This window comes from Paraburkholderia lebeckiae (assembly GCF_050436325.1).
Taxonomy (GTDB): domain Bacteria; phylum Pseudomonadota; class Gammaproteobacteria; order Burkholderiales; family Burkholderiaceae; genus Paraburkholderia; species Paraburkholderia tuberum.
The window spans coordinates 1,746,149-1,762,612 of the sequence record NZ_JBNDLZ010000002.1 but is presented as its reverse complement, the minus strand read 5'-3'; the positions used below and the strand labels follow the sequence as shown (position 1 = coordinate 1,762,612).

The following is a 16,464-nucleotide window of genomic DNA, read 5'->3' as shown; positions in this document are numbered from 1 at the left end:
TCAAGCCGCGTAGCGGACTGACGGATGTTGAAACATGGATCGGACCAGGGCTGGAATCTTCTGCAACGAGCGCAGAACCGATCGAACACGCTGCTTGAGATGCCCGGGACCTTTGATGGCAAGCTTGCCGATCTTGTGATGTTTGAGATAACCCCATACCAACTCGTCCGGGTTCAGGTCTGGCGAGTAAGCAGGAAGGAAGAACAGACAAAGGCGCCCATTCGATTCCGCGGCAAGCTGCCGGATCGCTTTGCAACGATGTACCGGATGACCATCGGCAATCAGGAAGACAGGCGCATCGGCGGTGAGCATCAGTCGTTTGACGAAGTCGACGTACACGGAGATCTTGAAGCTGCCTTCGAAACACATGAATCGAAGTTGGCCACGCGGGCTGATCGCTGAGATCAGGTTCACCTTGAAGCGCGCGCCAGTGACTTCGACTACCGGTGTTTGACCGACCGGTGCCCAGGTCGTGCCGCTGTGACAGTCCGATCGCACCGTCGATTCGTCGACGAAGAAGATCTGTGCCCCGCAGCGTTCGTCCTGCGGTGACGGCTCGTGCACCACGTGCATGCGGTCGCGCTCGCCACGCAGCCACGCGCGCAGGCTGATCACCAGCCTCATTGCATCAAGCCGGTCAGTCTTGGCACGCCGCTTGTGGCGCTCGACCGGAATGCTCGCTGGATCGACCACATGACACTCGATACCGCCTGCCCGTAGCGCCCGATAGATCCAGAACGCGTCCTGGCCGGCTTCATAACTCACGACAAGGTGCACGCCCGCGGGCAGCGACCACTTCAGCTTCTGTTGTTCGATCACTTCCAGCACGGCCTGTAGGCGCGCGGGGGCTTGCGTTTGCGCTACGGTGTACACTGCCGGCTGCTCCCGCTGCCCGTCGTGCAACGCTACCTTCCGCTTCGCCGCGGCGAGTTCGAGTGACACCGCCAGCGCCGGTTCCTCAGTACGCGTGCATCCCTGATCTGTACGCATGATGCTCTCACGTGAGCAAATCTCGGTACGCCGATTTTAGGCGTTAGCCAGTCGACGACTTGGACGCTTCATAGGATCTGTTTTCAGCGCGGTTGTTCACGCGCGCGCAGGCCTTGACGAAAACGTGCTTCACATTCGCTAGCCCAGGGAACTCTGCTTTCGCGGCCGGGTAGCTTCGCAACTGGTCAGTGACGATTTTCTTCGGCGCTGCAGGACAGGCCGCCAACACCCGTTTGAAGAAGCGTTTGGCCGCGGCCTTGTCGCGGCGCTTCTGAAGCAGGACGTCGAGTTCAATGCCGTGCTCATCGACTGCACGCCACAGCAGCCAGGGCTCGCCGCGCAGCGTCACGAACATTTCGTCGAGATGCCATGTGCTGCCCGGCTTGCGGCGGGCAGTCCTGACCTGATGCGCAAAACTGGCGCCGAACTTGTCCGTCGACCGCCGGATCGATTCATGGCTGACAACCACGCCGCGCTCGAACAGTAGCTCCTCGATGTCGCGAAGGCTGAGTTGAAAGCGGAAATACCACCGAAACTGATGACTGATGCCGGGAACCGGTGACCGTGGTAGAGCGATTTCGTCTTCTTCATCACGTCATCTTAGCTGACCAGCGCGCTAACGTGACAACGCCCATTGTACCGGCGTCTTCCGCAGCAACCTGACAGAGCCCCCATCGCCACTTCGATCGACTGCTTTCGGACCAGTCGTGACACCTGCCGTCGTGCGGTCTAACCCTCGGCAAGTTGACAATTGCGGCTCGAATCAGCCTTTCTAAGCCGGGTGACGCGACAGGCCGCCTTCGACTGACCGTCACCGCCGGTCTCGCGGAAATTTTTTTATCGCGCTCAGCGCCGGATTTACGCATCGCTTACCTACGCCATGGCGCGGGTAAGCGCCCGCCGTTTTGCAAGGGTCTCGTAAAAAGCGCGTACGCCGAATCGCCAGGGCGCGATTTCGGTTGACGACTGCACGGTGTTGACAAGTGCGCCGAGCTCCGGTGTTGCAATCGTAACCTTGTCCCCGAGGTGATGCGTGAAGCCGCTGCCCGGAGCATGCCGGTCTTCAATTGGAGAGAACATCGTGCCGAGGAACAGCATGAAGCCGTCTGGATACTGGTGATGCGGCCCGGCAGTCTGGGCGACAAGTTCCTCTGGGTCACGGCTGATCTCGCGCATGTGGCTCACGCCTTCGAGAATAAATCCGTCGTCCGCGCCTTCTATCCTGAGCGACACGCTGGCCGCCCGCACCGAGTCCATGGTGAAGCGTTCATCGAACAACCGAATAAAAGGACCGATCGCGCATGAGCCGTTGTTGTCTTTCGCTTTGCCGAGCAGCAACGCACTGCGGCCTTCGATGTCGCGGAGGTTGACGTCGTTCCCGAGGGTTGCGCCGACGATCGTTCCGCGGCTGTTTACCGCCAGCACAATTTCTGGCTCGGGATTGTTCCAGCGGGAGGCCGGGTGCAGCCCAACGTCCGCGCCGTAGCCGACCGCCGACATCGGTTGAGACTTGGTGAACACCTCTGCGTCCGGCCCAATGCCGACCTCCATATATTGCGACCATGCGCCGCGCCGTTCCAGTTCCCGCTTCAGACAGTCGGCAGCTGCCGTGCCGGGGCGAATCCTGGAGAGGTCAGTGCCGATCAGTTGCGCGATCGTCGCCCGGACCGTGTCGGCTTGAGTCGCGTCGCCGTTAGCCTGTTCTTCAATGACCCGTTCGAGCAGGCTCACGGCAAAGGTCACGCCGCATGCCTTGATGGCCTGAAGATCGCACGGCGCCAGCAATGCGCGGCCAATGTTCTCGACGGGACCGAGCGCCTCGCCCTCGACGTGATGCGCAAACTCGACGAGGTCCACGCGCTCGAACAGATCGGAGGTCGTCGGCGCCGACGCCGTGATGTCGAAGGCCTGACCGGCACGAACAACGACGACCGACGGCCCGTCTATCGGCGCGTTTCGCCAGATGCGTCCGACCAGCAGGGCATCGGGTAGGTCAGTAGGTACAAAATGCGGAAGATCGTTCGATATCATGGACGGCCTGGCTAGCGAGAGTTGGGAACCGCGAGGGAGATACGCTTCAAGCGAGCGATACGCGTTGCGGGTCGGCCGGCCGAAGCCTGCCTGGCAGCATCACGCGACTCAGTGCTTCCGCGAAGAAGAAATCGCCGAACATCGTCGCGCCATCGACGCCTTCATTGTGCGGCTTCGAATAGCAGGAATTCCTCAAAAGTCCCCGCTGCGCAGCTTCGTAGGCAAACTCGTTACGACATAGAGCTTCGAGCATCGCGAGTCCGTGTTCGCGCCAGCGAACCGCATCAGCAGGGTCGGGATGCAGACGGCCCATCTCGATCAGCGCTGACGCCATCACCGCTGCTGCGGCAGTGTCCTTGATTTCCGCGTCCGCGCCAGTGGCGTCGAAATCCCACGGTGGCACAGGACGTCCATCGAGCCGGCGCAGATAGTACGCCGCTAGCCGCCCGGCAAGGTCTAGCCAGTTGCGCTTGCCGGTTTCACGCGCCGTGTTCACGTAGCCATAGACGGCCCACGCCTGGCCCCGGCTCCACGCCGATTCGTCGAATGCGCCTTGAAACGTGTAGCCGCGCTGGCGCGCACCGGTTGTCACGTCGTACTCCACCGCGTGATAAGTCGAATCGTCGGGGCGGATAAACGCCTTGGCGGTCATGACAGAGTGCGCTTCGGCGGCGAGGCGATAACTGCCGTCCCCGGAATGGTTCGCCGCCCAGTAAAGCAACGATAGATTAGCCATCGTGTCGATAGCCGAGGCGCTGCGTCCGCGCGGATCGTCAAGCGGGCCCCAGGAAGCGAGATAGGCGCCGCTGCGCGTGGTGACAAGACGCGCGCGCAGTTTGTCCGCGGCTTCCATCGCAATTTGCGCGTACCACGAGTCGCGGGTGATTTCGTAGCCGGGGACGGCGCTGCTGTCGAAGATAAAGCCGATGTCGTGCGTGTTAGGATCCTGCGCGCGCTGTGCGACGAGACGCATGCGCTCGCGGGCCCACGAGAGGTATTTGTCGTTGCCGGTGTGCAAATACGACGTCAGCAAAAGTCCGACCCAGAACCCGCAAAACCAATTGCCGTGGCTCCACGCCGAACCGCGGTAGCCCGCGGACAGCGACGCCGGAAGCAGGACCCACTTTCCGTTGGGCGCTGTGATCTGGGGGAATTCGACGCCGAGCGTCGGCTCGTCGTCTGCAACTTTGGTCGCAATGCGATCGAGGATATCGGTGAAGAGGGCGGACCGGTCAGAGGACAGTCCCTGGTCTTGGCACGAAGCATTCACGGCTTTGTCTCCTGATGACTTTCGCGTTTCCCGAGTGACGGGGGCACGCAAATTCTAGGAGTGCGGCGGTTCCAGCGGTTAGGACGAAGCGCGGCTTATATTGGACTTTCCTACGTCGCACCCGAACGTCTATCGTCCCACTGCTTCAAATGCTCAGTTTCTCCAGGCTGCGGCGGAAGTCGATTGGCGAGCGGCCCGTGTGCTTGCGGAAACATCGGCTGAAGTAGGCCGGGTCGTCGAAGGCAAGCTGTGTTGCGATCTCCGCCACATTGACCTCCGAATGCAGCAACAGACGCTTCGCTTCCAGCATCACGCGTTCGCGAATCAGCTTGGCCGCCGTGCTGCCGAGCGCCTGGCGCGTTGCATCGTTCAGCGCGCGTTCTGTGACGTTCAGCAGGCGTGCGTAGCGAGCGACGTCGTGGACCGTGGTGAAATGTTTTTCCAGCAGGCTTTTGAAGCGTCGCGACAACAGCACGCTACGCGACGAATTGACGTCGGTCACGGCGTCGCCGCCCAGGCGCACGGACTTGATTAGCAGAACGCGAAGATATGACCAGATGACGTCCTCGTAGCCTGCCTCTTCACCCTGATATTCCGCATCGATTCCATCCAGCACACGATGAAGGTCCTGAGCTTGTGCGTCGCTCATATAAACCGTGTTCGGAATTCGCTCGAAATCGTAGACCGGAATTTCCGTCTGCGAATGGCGGTTCTGCACCTTGAAGGCGAAAAATTCGGACGAGAAACTGATCGCGTGGCCGACTGTATCTTCGGACAACACGAAGTCGTGGATCTGGCCTGGCGCCATGAAGAACAGCGTATTGGGCCGCACCTCGTAGCGAATCGAGTCGATGATGTGATGACCGCTGCCCGACACGACCCAGACGATGTGATAGAACTCGTGCCGATGAGGATACGGCAACGTCGATTTCATATCTTCGAGGGGTGCGAAATGAAAGTCGATCGACTTGATTCGCGACCCATACTCATAGTTGGCGATCTTGAAGACCGGCAACTGACAACCACAACCGCTAAGCATTTAATTTGTCTCCTGCATCCAGCTCACTTGTTTGGCTCGCTTAGCCAGCTCACTCCTTGGCTAAATCAAGCGTGCTGTTTCTCCTTCGCCGGTCGGCATCGAACGTAGTGTAATTGTAATTAGCAAAGCGGCGTGACGGCTGTTGTCGAAAACCCGCAAAGGTTTGGCCTCGCCTGCCGATTGTCAGATCATTGGAAACGCAATTCCTTCAGCGCCGACAGTCCGGTCAGCACCGGCTTGCCGTCCTGATTGCGAACCATGGTGTCCATCACGAGGATGCGCTTGGCGGGTTTCTTCTCGACTACGGTCACATGGATCCTGATCGTATCGTCGATGAAGACGGGTCCGAGAAAGCGCAACTCCTGCCCGACGTAGACGAAGCCGGGACCGGTCAAGCCGGTATGGGTCGTCGACACCAATGCCGCGGTCAGCAGGCCGTGCGCCACGCGGTGGCCGAATGGCGTGCGTGCCGCGAAGTGCTGATCCATGTGTAAGGGGTTGAGGTCGCCCGACAGATGGCCGAAAGCGTTCACGTCACTTTCCGCGATGGTACGCACGAGTACCTGGCAGCGGCCAATCTGGATATCGTCAAAGCGCAGCATCTCGTGGCACTGATTCAGATGAGTGTTCATGCAGTTCTCCGCCCGGTCAGCGCCGCGCCCGCTTCGACCAGCGTATCGATTTCGTCCGGCTCGTAGCCCAGTTCGGCGAGCACCTCGCGGGTGTGTTCGCCTTGCCGCGGCGGCTGACGGGTGAGCGGTGGTGCTGCGCCGTCGTATCGAACCGGATGCGCGAGCAAACGAATCGGCCCGGCCTGCGGATGCTCGACCTCCATGATGATGCGGTTGTGCGCCACTTGCGGGTCGGCCTCGACCTGATGGTAGTCGTTCACGGGCGCGTACCAGATGTCGTGCTCATCGAAGGTCGTCATCCAGTCGGCCGTCGTGCGCGCGGTCAGCGCGTCATAAACGATGCGGTTCAATTCGTCGCGGCGGCGCACGTTGTCCTTTGGGTGCGAAAACCCGGCCAGCACGGGCTGAGACAAGGCCGCCGCCAGCTTCTCAGTGGGCGTGAGCGAAACGGCGATCCAGCCGTCGAGAGTCCGGTAAACTCCGTAGGGTGACGGATGGAACCGGCTGCCGGTCGGCGGGTCCGTGCGCGGCCAGAGTGGTCCCTTGTTCAGGTAGTAGGTGAACGGCTCGATCTGAAGATCGAGCGCCGCGTTGAGCAGGTTGCTTTCGACCAGCGTGCCTTTGCCGGTGCGTTCACGCGCCTGCAAGGCCGCGACCACGCCGAAGGCTGCCAACGCCGCCGCGTGCTGGTCGACGATCGCGGATCCGACTGGCGTGGGCGGGGAATCGGCCTGGCCGGAGAGCATCGTCATGCCACTGACGGCCTGCAGCAGCAGGTCCTGCCCTGGCCGCTTGAGATACGGTCCCGATGACCCGTAGCCGGTGCACGAACAGTACACGAGCCGCGGGTTGATCTCGCGGACATCGTCGTAACCGAAGCCCATGCGCTGCAGGACGCCTGGCCGGTAGTTTTCGATCAGGACATCGGCTTCCTTGATCAGCCGCCAGACGATCTCTCGCGCGCGCTCGTCGCGCAGATCCAGCGAGATGCTGCGCTGATTGCGGTTGCCGAGCAGAAAAAACATGCTCACACCTTCGACATACGCATCGAAGCCGGTCCAACTGCGCTCGAACGCGCCGCCCGGCGGTTCGATCTTGATCACGTCCGCGCCGACGTCGGCCAACATCTGCACGGCGGCGGGGCCCTGCAAGAAGTGAGTAAAACTTAACACCTTGATGCCTTCCAGCATGACTTGTCTCCTGACCGCGTGTCCGTATCTGTTTGACTGAGGGTTCAGGCAAGCAGGTTTCGCGAGATGATCATTCTCTGAATCTCCGAGGTGCCCTCGACGATCTCCAGCACCTTGGCGTCGCCGAATGCGCGCGACACTGGGTACTCGCTCATCACGCCGTAACCGCCATGTACCTGCAACGCCTGATGAGCAGCCTCCATCGCGCGTTCGGTGGCGAAGAGCTTGGCCATCGACGCCTGCTGATCGAAGCGAACGCCTGCATCTTTGAGCGCGGCGGCATCGTAGAGCATCAGTCGCGCGGCGTGCGCGTGGGCCGCCATGTCAGCGATCTTGAACTGCAGCGACTGGAACTCGGCGATCGGCTTGCCGAATGCGCGCCGCTCCTTCATGTACGCGATCGACCGATCCAGTGAACCCTGCAGGATGCCTAGAGCGAGCGCGCCGATCAGGATTCGGCCCGTGCTGATCTGGGCGAGCGTCTGTCGCAAGCCCGCTCCGCGTTCGCCGAGCAGGTTGGCGGTCGGGATCGTGCAGCGCTCGAAGAACAACTCGTAGGTGCTCGATGCGCGCCAGCCGATCTTGCGCAGTTTGCGTCCGTAGCTGAAACCGGGGGTGCCGTTGGGCACAATGAAGTTAGAAATTTCCTTGCGGCCGTCGGGGCGCGTTCCCGTTACCGCGGCGATGACGACCGGCCCGGTCACTTCCGTGCCGGAATTGCTAATGAAGGTCTTCGATCCATCGATGATGTATTGGTCGCCTTCCAGCGTCGCACGCGTCGCGATGTTGGCCGCGTCGGAGCCTGCGTTGGGCTCCGATAATCCGATCGCGCCGACCTTGCGGCCGTCGAGGATAGGGCGCAAATAACGATCCTTTTGCTCATCGGTGCCATAGTTGGAAAGCAGGCTTGCGACCGTTGAATTGGCCATTAGAGAGTTGGCGATTGCGCAATCTACCCGTGCGAGTTCCTCTAGCACGATTACATAGGAAAGCCATTCGCCACCGCCGCCACCCCAACTCTCCGGATAAGGGAGGCCGGCGAAGCCGAGCTCGCCGGCACGCTTCCAGATGTCGTAAGGAAAGGCTTCCGCTTCCCAAAGCTCTTCCGAGACAGGAGCGATTTCGTTTTCCGCGAAACGGCGCACGGCGTCGCGTATCGCGGTGTGTTGTTCGTTTAACCAATGCGGCATGTTCGACTCTGTGAAAAAGCGGGAGATGGGTTGAAGCCGGGGGCTGCGTTACAGCACCTTCAGATAGGTATCGCCAGATGCGACCACCGTGCCGTCCTGGCGCGTGACGTCTGCCCTGAAAACACACATGTTGCGATCGTCGTCCTTCTCACGCAGCGTGAGGCGGGCGGTGACCGTGTCGCCGATAAATACCGGCGCATTGAACGTGATGTCGTATCGGTAAGAAACCGCACCGGGGCTCGGCGCCTTTTGCGCCATATAGCCCATCACAGTCGATAAGAAGCCGACCGACAGACATCCTTGCGCAATGCGCTTCTCGAAGCGCGTGGTTTTGGCGAATTCCTCGTTCAAATGCACCGCATAGAAATCGCCGACGATCCCGGCGAAGCCGTAGATATCGAATTCAGTTACGGTCTTGGCGAAATCGGCAGTGTCGCCGACCACGTAACAATCCATGTGCGGGCGTTTGGCCATGGTGGTTCTGGAAGTGAGAGTCGGTTGTGGAGCCGGCCTGTTCTTTGTTGATTGAGGCCGGGGGTGTGACTCAAATTTAATGAGTGCGGGTTGCTGACCGTTAGGACGGTTTGGGCGAATGCTTGGACTTTTTTGACTGTATGCACGCAGTGATTGCAGTCTTCGGCCGATCCGCAAGCGGCCGCGGATTGCCCCGGTCAGCTATTAGTCAATACCACCAAGGGTTTTCGCCCCGTGTGCGCCGGATAAATCGCCAAGCAGTCTGGGAAACGCGTGCTATCGAAGACGACGTAAAAAAGTACAAGAAATCGGGCGGCGGGTCCTAACGCCCGTTGCGTGCGCTCACGAATACTTGGAGCGCCTGCAGACGGATCGGCCTGACGCGGCGCGAAAATTACATTCCAGTACGGAAGGAGACGAAATGAAATCATTCTTCAGCGGGCGCCGCGCATGCCGCGCCATGATAGTGGGTACGCTGCTCGCAGCGGGCGTCGTTGTCGTAAGCGTTGCCCGCGCGGACGAGCCGATCGTCATGAAGCTGGGCCACACCCTCGCCCCGGACAACCACTATCAGCTAACTGCCCAAGTGTTCGCGAAGGAGGTCGCGCAGCGAACCCACGGCAAGGTCAAGATCGAGATCTTCCCGCAGTCACAGCTCGGCGGCGAAGTGCAGATGGCACAAGCGCTGCGCACCGGCACCCAGGAGCTCATGATTTCCGCGCAGGCGCCGATCGGAAACACGATCAAGCAGTGGCAGATCTTCGATACGCCTTATCTCTTTAGCAGCATCGACGACGCCAACCGGGTTCTGCAAGGACCGGTCGGCCGCAAGTTCCTCGACATGATGCCGACGGTCAACATGATCGGCTTGACCTGGCTGTCGGTGGGCGAACGCAATCTGTTCACGGCTAGAAAGCCCGTCGGCTCGCTCGATGACATGAAGGATATGAAAGTTCGAGTGATGCAGAGTCGCGGCTATATCGCGGGCTATAAGGCACTGGGCGCAAATCCGACGCCACTGCCTTATAACCAGTTATTTCTGGCGCTTTCGCAAGGCCTGGTCGACGGCGGCGATACGTCACCGGAGCAGTTCATCCAGGACAAATTTTCCGATGTCGCGAAGCATTACTACCTGACCCACGTGAACTACCTGCCCGTGGTGCTGGCAATGAGCAAGAGCGCCTGGACGCGTCTTTCGCCTGACGAGCAGCAGGCGTTTCAGGCCGCTGCCGCCGTCGCCGCGGACTATGACATGAAAGAATACAAGCACGAGTACGACGACGCGCTCGCAATGATGAAGAAGAATGGCACCCAGGTGACCGAGATAAACACGGTGCCGTGGGCCGCCGCGACCGAAAGGGCGCGCGAGGGCCTGCTCAGCGACATTCCCGATGGCCAGGCGCTTTATCAGGAAATCAAGGCGGCCGACAAGTCCGCTGTCGCTTCGAAATGAAGGGAGAGTGCCATGGAAAAGCTTGCCCGTAATCTCCTGTTTATCGATGACCTGGTCCTGAAGATCACGCTGTTCCTATGCGGTGGACTACTTCTCATGATGGTGTTCGTCGCTGGCCTCGGGGTGGTCTTCCGCTTCATCCTGCACAACTCGCTGTCGTGGTCCGACGAGCTCGCGGCTTATCTGTTCGTGTGGCTCACGTGCCTCGGTGCGGCGGCAGGAGCCAAGCTGCGGGTTCATCCGGAGGTGCGGGTACTGGCCGACCGTTGTCCGCCCGCTTTCGCGCAGACACTGTCGGACCTTACCGACTGCGTAGTCCTCGCGCTCGGCGTGGTCTTCCTTATGTACGGTGGCGACATGCTGGAGCTGATGGGCACCGAAACTGCGACCTCTCTGCCGATCTCAATGGCGTACCCATATCTCTCGATTCCCGTCTGCGGCGCATTGCTGGTCTTTCATTCCGCGGTGCGAATCGCGGTTTCTCATCTCGCGCCCTGCGCGCAAACGAGGCAGTCTCTGTTGCAGGGCGTCTCCGAACATATCTGAGGTGAATCAACATGTGGGCACTCGCTCTAGGCGCCGGGTTCCTCGGCTTGGGTGTACCGGTGGCCATTTGCATCGGCATTGCGGCGACGATTGCATTGACGCTGAATGGAACCCCGCTGCTGGTGATTCCGCAGCAGCTGTTTTCGAACCTGAATAACGTCGGCCTGCTGGCCATCCCGTTCTTCATGTTGACAGGCGCAATCATGGATGCGGGCGGCGTCTCGCGCCGGATCATCGACTTTTCGCAGGCGCTTGTCGGCTTCATGCGCGGCGGCATCGGACAGGTGACGATCGTTGCGAGTATGTTCTTCGCCGACCTCTCCGGTTCGGCGACTGCGGATACCGCAGCGATCGGCTCGGTCATGATCCCCGGGATGGTCAAGCAGGGATATTCACGCGCGTTCGCAGTCGCGCTGCAGTCGGCAGCGGGCTCACTCGGATTGCTGTCGCCCGTGTCGATGAGCATGCTGGTGTACGCCTACACCGCCAACGTTTCGGTCGGAACGATGTTCGTCGCGGGGATAGTGCCGATGCTGCTGGTGGTCGTTTCCTTCATGCTCGTGAACTACCTGACTGCCGTGCGCCAGAACTATACGGCGGTCGAAGCGTTTTCCGCCAGGCGGCTGTGGACGACTTTCAGACAGGCGATCTGGGCATTGCTGACGCCCGTGATCATTCTGGGCGGGATCCTTGGCGGCGTCTTCACGCCGGTAGAAGCAGGCGTCGTCGCGGCGTTCTATGTGACGCTGGTGAGCGCCTTCATCTTCAAGTCGCTCAAGCTGTCGCAGTTCGGGGAAATACTCACGCGCACGGCCATCAATACCACGCGGGTATCGTTTCTTCTCGGGCTCGCGTTCGTGCTCGGCCGCTATCTGATTGAGGCGCAAATTCCGTTACACGTCGCCAACAGCTTCCTGGCCGTGACGACCAGCGCGTTCGTGTTGCTGATCCTGATCAATCTCTTCCTTCTGGCAGCCCATACCGTACTCGAAACGATCTCGAGTATTGCGGTGGTGATCCCTGTGTTCCTCCCGCTCGTCATGCAAATGCATATCGATCCGGTGGTGTTCGGCGTCATCGTACTGGTCAACTCAGCCATCGGTATCAACCTGCCACCGATTGGTTTTTGCCTCTTTACGGCTGCGTCCATCGGCGGCGTGTCCGTCGAAAAAGCGACTCGGGCGATCCTGCCGTTCATCTTCGCGCTGGCGGTCGACCTGCTGCTGATCATCGTCTTCCCGCATATCCCACGCTTCCTGCCGAACTTGCTGGCAATCAAATAACACGAGAACGGAGGCTCATCATGAACACGACTCACGTCGAGCGAAGCGGCGCGGCGCCGGTCCCGCTGGCCGCATTCGAGGACCTGAAGTACCTGAAGCTGGAACAACCACTTCGCTTCGTCTGGTTGATCACGTTGAATCATCACGACAAGCGCAATGCGCTGTGTGTGCCGCTGCTGGTGGAATTGGCGCGCGTGCTCGCGGCAGCCGAAGTCAGCGACGAAGTCAGGGCTGTCGTGCTCACCGGCGGCGAGCGTTTCTTCAGCGCCGGTGCGGATATTGCCGACATGGCGGGACGCGGGGTCGCAGGGTATGCGGACCCGGTGCGCCTCGCGAGCTGGAAGGCGATTGAAACCTTTCCGAAGCCGCTGATCGCCGCGGTCAACGGCTTCGCCATCGGTGGTGGCCACGAACTGGTGATGCTGGCCGATATCGTCGTCGCGGCGGACGACGCGACCTTCTCGCAGCGAGAGATCGTCATCGGCGCCCTTCCGGGCGATGGCGCGACCCAGCGCCTGCCGCGGGTGCTCGGCAAGACACTGGCGATGAAACTCGTGCTTACCGGCGAGCCGCTGACGGCAGCCGAGGCCGAGCGCCACGGACTTGTGACCGAGGTCGTCGCGCCGGCACGCAGCATCGCACGCGCCGTCGAGATCGCGTCGCTGATTGCCGCCCGCGCGCCGCTCGCGGTTCGACTGGCCAAGCGCGCCGTGCTCGATTCGTTCGAGACCAACCTTCAACAAGGCCTGCAGTGCGAGCATCAGGCGAATCTCGACGTGTTCAAGACCGAGGATCGCTCCGAAGGCCACCGCGCATTCGTCGAAAAGCGGCCGCCGCGCTTCAAGGGTCGCTGACCATTGGGGCCTCGCGCATGCGCCTCTCGACGCGATCGGCAACGCTTTCCTTTAGTTCTGACCGGCATCGATGCAGATACCCACGCCGCGGTCTTCCGAATGTTAAGGGCGAACGCGGAGTTCAGTAGAACCCTGGTCCACCTGACCCGACAGCCGGACTCACGACGTAACGGAGATTATATGAACGGGCTGAATGGTATCCGCATTCTCAGCTTCAATCATTTTCTGATGGGGCCTTTGGGCGTGCAGCACCTCGCCGATTGCGGGGCCGACGTCATATCGGTCGAACCCGTCGACGGCGCATTTCAGCGCAAGTGGGGCGGCGCGAACCGCGCCATCGATGGGCAGACGATGCTGCTTTTGATGGGTAATCGCAATAAGCGCAGTCTGGCTTTGAATCTCAAGGACCCGCGGGCGATCGATATCGTCATGAGCTTGCTGCCTCAAGTCGACGTGGTCGCCGAGAATTACCGTCCCGGTGTGATGGAACAACTGGGATTGGGTTACGAGGCACTCAAGGCAGTCAAGCCGGACATCATCTATGCGTCCGGCTCGGGATTCGGTCCGGATGGACCCTATGCCAGCCGGCCGGGGCAGGACCTGATCATTCAGGCCATGTCGGGTATCGCGACAATCACCGGAAGCCGGGAGGACGGTCCACGCGCGGTGGGCGTGTCTGTCGTGGATCATCACGGCGCTGCGCTGTATGCGAACGGTATCCTGACGGCACTGCTCAACCGCGAGCGTACGGGCGAGGGCTGCCGGGTCGACGTAAGCTTGCTGGCGGCTGCGCTCGATCTGCAACAGGAGTCTCTCACGTGTTTCCTGAACGGCGACGGCCATGACGACGTGCGACAGGCGGGGCGTGTATCAGGTTGGTACTTCCCCGCACCGTACGGCATATATGCAACTGCGGACGGTTTCATCGCACTGTCGCTGAGTCCTCTCGACATCATCTATCAGATCCTCGGGATCCCGGAAAAGGAACGGATTCCCGTGAAGCGCGCATTCGACGAGCAGCAGGAAATCTCCGACCGGCTTGCGCGCCGGCTTGCGCAGGACACGACGGCGCACTGGTTGCCACTATTCGAACGGCATCATGTCTGGCACACGCGCGTCAACGACTATGCGCAGGTGGTCGCCGATCCGCAGGTGCGCCACCTGAAGAGCTTCGAGACAGTCGAAGGTGCAACCGGCGGCCCCGTGACGCTCGTCAATCACCCGGTGCGCTACGACGGCAGCGCGCCAGCTATCCGTATGCCGCCGCCACGGTTGGGCGCGCACACGATCGACATCTTGTCAGGGGTGGGAATGAACCGGCCGATGATCGATTCGCTGCTGGCGGACGGCGTAATCGGCGTTGCCGAGGACGCCGAGGCCGTTGCGGCGGTCGCGGCAAAAGGCGGAGTCGCGTGAAGCGGGAATGAAGCCATCCATGCGGCGAGCGTGCCGTACGCGTCGATGAAAACAGGGGAAGCAGGCATGAGTGACAGTTGCAGGGATGTCAGTACGGATGTGCTGGTCGTTGGCAGCGGCGGCGCTGCGCTGCGGGCCGCGCTCGAGGCGGATTCCAGCGGCGCTGACGTGCTGGTTGTGATCAAAGGGGAATTTCGCAAAAGCGGCGCGACGTTTCATAGCGTAGCTGAAGTAGGCGCCTTCAATGTGCCGGACGGAGCAGGGGATCACAGCGATAATCCTGATGTTTTTCTCGCCGATATCCTGCATGCCGCTCAAGGCATGGCGGACCCGCGCTTGAGCGCGATTCTCGCGAACGAAGCGCATGAGTCTCTGCGCTACCTCGAACAATACGGCGTAAAGTTTGAGCGCGAGGACGACCACTACCTGGTTTTTCGCGCATGCTTTTCTTCCAAGCCGCGCTCGCATGTGATTCATGAGCACTTCAAACCAATCGTGAAATCGCTGGGGACCGAAGCGTCCCGGCGCGGCATCAAGGTCATGGACCGGTTGATGATCGTCGACCTGCTGTCGCAGGACGGCGAATGTCTCGGCGCATACGCGATCGATTCGGATGGAAACCCGATGCTGATCCGTGCCAAGTCGACGATTCTTACCACCGGGGGTGCAAGTCAGCTGTTCGCCCAAAACCTGTATCCATCGGACATTACCGGCGACGGCTATGCAATGGCTTATCGCGCGGGCGCGCGACTGGTCAACATGGAGTTCATGCAGGCCGGTGTGAGCGTGCTGACGCCTTTCGTCAACCTGTTCGGCAACTACCTGTGGGACGCGCACCCGAATCTCACCGACCGCGATGGTAGGGCGTTCGTCCCTGACTATTTGCCGACGGGGCTGGCTCAGGAAGATGTCATTCGGCAAAAAGAGCGGCACTTTCCGTTCAGCTCGAGCGACATCTCACGCTACGTCGAAATTTCGATTCAGAAGGCACTCAATGATGGCCGCGGCACGGCTGAAGGAGGCGTGTTTCTCGACTTCGCCGGATGCGATCTCGAATCGATATTGGCCGACAAGAGCCGAAGCATCGCAAGGATGTGGCCGCTAACCTGCCAATGGTATAAGGAGCGCGGCGTCGACCTTTATCGGGACCGAGTGCAGATCACCTGTTCCGCGCATGCGATCAACGGCGGAGTATATATAGACGAAAACGCACAGTCCAATCTGAAGGGTCTGTTCGCTGCGGGTGAGGTGGCAGCGGGTCCACATGGCGCAGACCGTCTCGGCGGCAATATGGCCCTGACGTGCCAGGTCTTCGGCCGCCGGGCGGGCCTCGCCGCGGCCGAACGCGCGAAAAAGACGACGCACCGCGCGACGACCGGGGCCTTGGACGACAACCGCACGGTCGCCACGCAATTCCGCCGAAATGGCAGGCACACGCTGGACGAACTGAAAGCACGGATTCAGCAGTGTGCAAACCGTTATTTGCTGATCGTGCGCGAGGAAGCCGGGCTCCAGACCTTCAGGCGTGTCTGCAGGGAGACGCGAAACCAGTTGTTTCAGGACACGGTAATCGGCACGCCGGCCGAGCTCATGCGGGGCATCGAATTGGCGAACTTGATCCAGGTCGGTGAATTGATGGCTTCGGCATCGCTTGTCAGGCGCGAGAGCCGCGGTGGTCATTACCGCGAAGACTTTCCCGAGCGCAACGCGGACTTCGCCTGCAACATATTCCTCGAGCGGAACGTGCATGAAGGTCTGTGGTTAGGGCGGCTGGCGGATCTGTCGTCGTGACTCGGTAGCGAGCTAATCACCTTGCGCCGTTCGATCAGGGGTTCTGTCGCGGTAAGGCAGTTGAGTCGTACAAAGGCGACATGATGAGGATAGCTTACGTCACCAACGAGTAGAACTGGCAGGCTGCAGATGGCTTGAACTAGTCGCGCGTACTGTTTCTGGCAGCAGGCAAGCGGCAACCGCGCAGCCTGATGTATTCCATAATGGTATAGATCAAGCGTTATTCTTCATTATAAAGGCATGTCGATCGCCGCTAGTATGCAGACTCCTAGCTGCGCCCCGACGCGTGAACCCGACAGGTGCAA

Annotated in this window: 13 protein-coding genes and 2 pseudogenes; 6 read left to right on the top strand and 9 right to left on the bottom strand. The window is 60.5% G+C overall.

Annotated elements, in window-relative coordinates; translation table 11 throughout:
• Positions 1 to 75: 75 nt before the first annotated feature.
• The 9 genes and pseudogenes from OKW44_RS11340 to OKW44_RS11300 all read right to left on the bottom strand — a co-directional run.
• Positions 76 to 990, bottom strand: a pseudogene (locus OKW44_RS11340) (IS630 family transposase); the annotation flags it as partial.
• Positions 991 to 1,069: 79 nt separating this feature from the next.
• Positions 1,070 to 1,581: pseudogene (locus OKW44_RS11335) on the bottom strand (IS6 family transposase); the annotation flags it as partial.
• Between the two features lie 282 nt (positions 1,582 to 1,863).
• Positions 1,864 to 3,021, bottom strand: coding sequence for a fumarylacetoacetate hydrolase family protein (locus OKW44_RS11330; protein WP_018424292.1), 1,158 nt, complete (start codon positions 3,019 to 3,021; stop codon positions 1,864 to 1,866).
• Between the two features lie 46 nt (positions 3,022 to 3,067).
• On the bottom strand, positions 3,068 to 4,291 hold the full coding sequence (locus OKW44_RS11325) for a glycoside hydrolase family protein (RefSeq protein ID WP_018424293.1): 1,224 nt from the start codon (positions 4,289 to 4,291) through the stop codon (positions 3,068 to 3,070).
• A 145-nt stretch (positions 4,292 to 4,436) separates the two neighbouring features.
• Positions 4,437 to 5,330, bottom strand: a complete 894-nt coding sequence (locus tag OKW44_RS11320; RefSeq protein WP_026226499.1) for a helix-turn-helix domain-containing protein — start codon at positions 5,328 to 5,330, stop codon at positions 4,437 to 4,439.
• A 188-nt stretch (positions 5,331 to 5,518) separates the two neighbouring features.
• The gene (locus tag OKW44_RS11315) at positions 5,519 to 5,962 is read right to left on the bottom strand and encodes a MaoC family dehydratase (RefSeq protein ID WP_018424295.1); all 444 of its coding nucleotides are present in this window, start codon (positions 5,960 to 5,962) and stop codon (positions 5,519 to 5,521) included.
• Positions 5,959 to 7,152 (bottom strand): CaiB/BaiF CoA transferase family protein, encoded by a 1,194-nt coding sequence (locus tag OKW44_RS11310; protein WP_018424296.1) that lies wholly within the window; start codon positions 7,150 to 7,152, stop codon positions 5,959 to 5,961. Before OKW44_RS11310 ends, OKW44_RS11315 begins: the two co-directional genes overlap by 4 nt.
• Positions 7,153 to 7,196: 44 nt before the next feature.
• The gene (locus OKW44_RS11305) at positions 7,197 to 8,342 is read right to left on the bottom strand and encodes an acyl-CoA dehydrogenase family protein (RefSeq protein ID WP_018424297.1); all 1,146 of its coding nucleotides are present in this window, start codon (positions 8,340 to 8,342) and stop codon (positions 7,197 to 7,199) included.
• Between the two features lie 48 nt (positions 8,343 to 8,390).
• Positions 8,391 to 8,816: a MaoC family dehydratase gene (locus OKW44_RS11300; RefSeq protein ID WP_026226500.1), complete on the bottom strand. Its 426-nt coding sequence runs from the start codon at positions 8,814 to 8,816 to the stop codon at positions 8,391 to 8,393.
• A gap of 352 nt (positions 8,817 to 9,168) precedes the next feature.
• Between OKW44_RS11300 and OKW44_RS11295 the strand changes: the two genes are divergently transcribed.
• The 6 genes from OKW44_RS11295 to OKW44_RS11270 are packed head-to-tail and all read left to right on the top strand — an operon-like array spanning position 9,169 to position 16,159.
• Positions 9,169 to 10,269 carry a TRAP transporter substrate-binding protein gene (locus tag OKW44_RS11295; protein WP_239499240.1) on the top strand — a complete coding sequence of 367 codons (1,101 nt, stop codon included), beginning with the start codon at positions 9,169 to 9,171 and terminating at the stop codon, positions 10,267 to 10,269.
• A gap of 12 nt (positions 10,270 to 10,281) precedes the next feature.
• The gene (locus tag OKW44_RS11290; RefSeq protein ID WP_018424300.1) at positions 10,282 to 10,815 is read left to right on the top strand and encodes a TRAP transporter small permease; all 534 of its coding nucleotides are present in this window, start codon (positions 10,282 to 10,284) and stop codon (positions 10,813 to 10,815) included.
• An 11-nt stretch (positions 10,816 to 10,826) separates the two neighbouring features.
• A complete protein-coding gene (locus OKW44_RS11285) occupies positions 10,827 to 12,098 on the top strand; it encodes a TRAP transporter large permease (protein WP_026226501.1) in 1,272 nt (423 codons plus the stop codon).
• A gap of 20 nt (positions 12,099 to 12,118) precedes the next feature.
• Positions 12,119 to 12,952, top strand: coding sequence for an enoyl-CoA hydratase-related protein (locus OKW44_RS11280; protein ID WP_018424302.1), 834 nt, complete (start codon positions 12,119 to 12,121; stop codon positions 12,950 to 12,952).
• 3 nt (positions 12,953 to 12,955) lie between these two features.
• Positions 12,956 to 14,368 carry a CaiB/BaiF CoA transferase family protein gene (locus tag OKW44_RS11275; RefSeq protein WP_429410168.1) on the top strand — a complete coding sequence of 471 codons (1,413 nt, stop codon included), beginning with the start codon at positions 12,956 to 12,958 and terminating at the stop codon, positions 14,366 to 14,368.
• Positions 14,369 to 14,413: 45 nt separating this feature from the next.
• Complete coding sequence (locus OKW44_RS11270) at positions 14,414 to 16,159, top strand: FAD-binding protein (RefSeq protein ID WP_429410165.1); 1,746 nt, start codon at positions 14,414 to 14,416, stop codon at positions 16,157 to 16,159.
• Positions 16,160 to 16,464 lie beyond the last annotated feature (305 nt).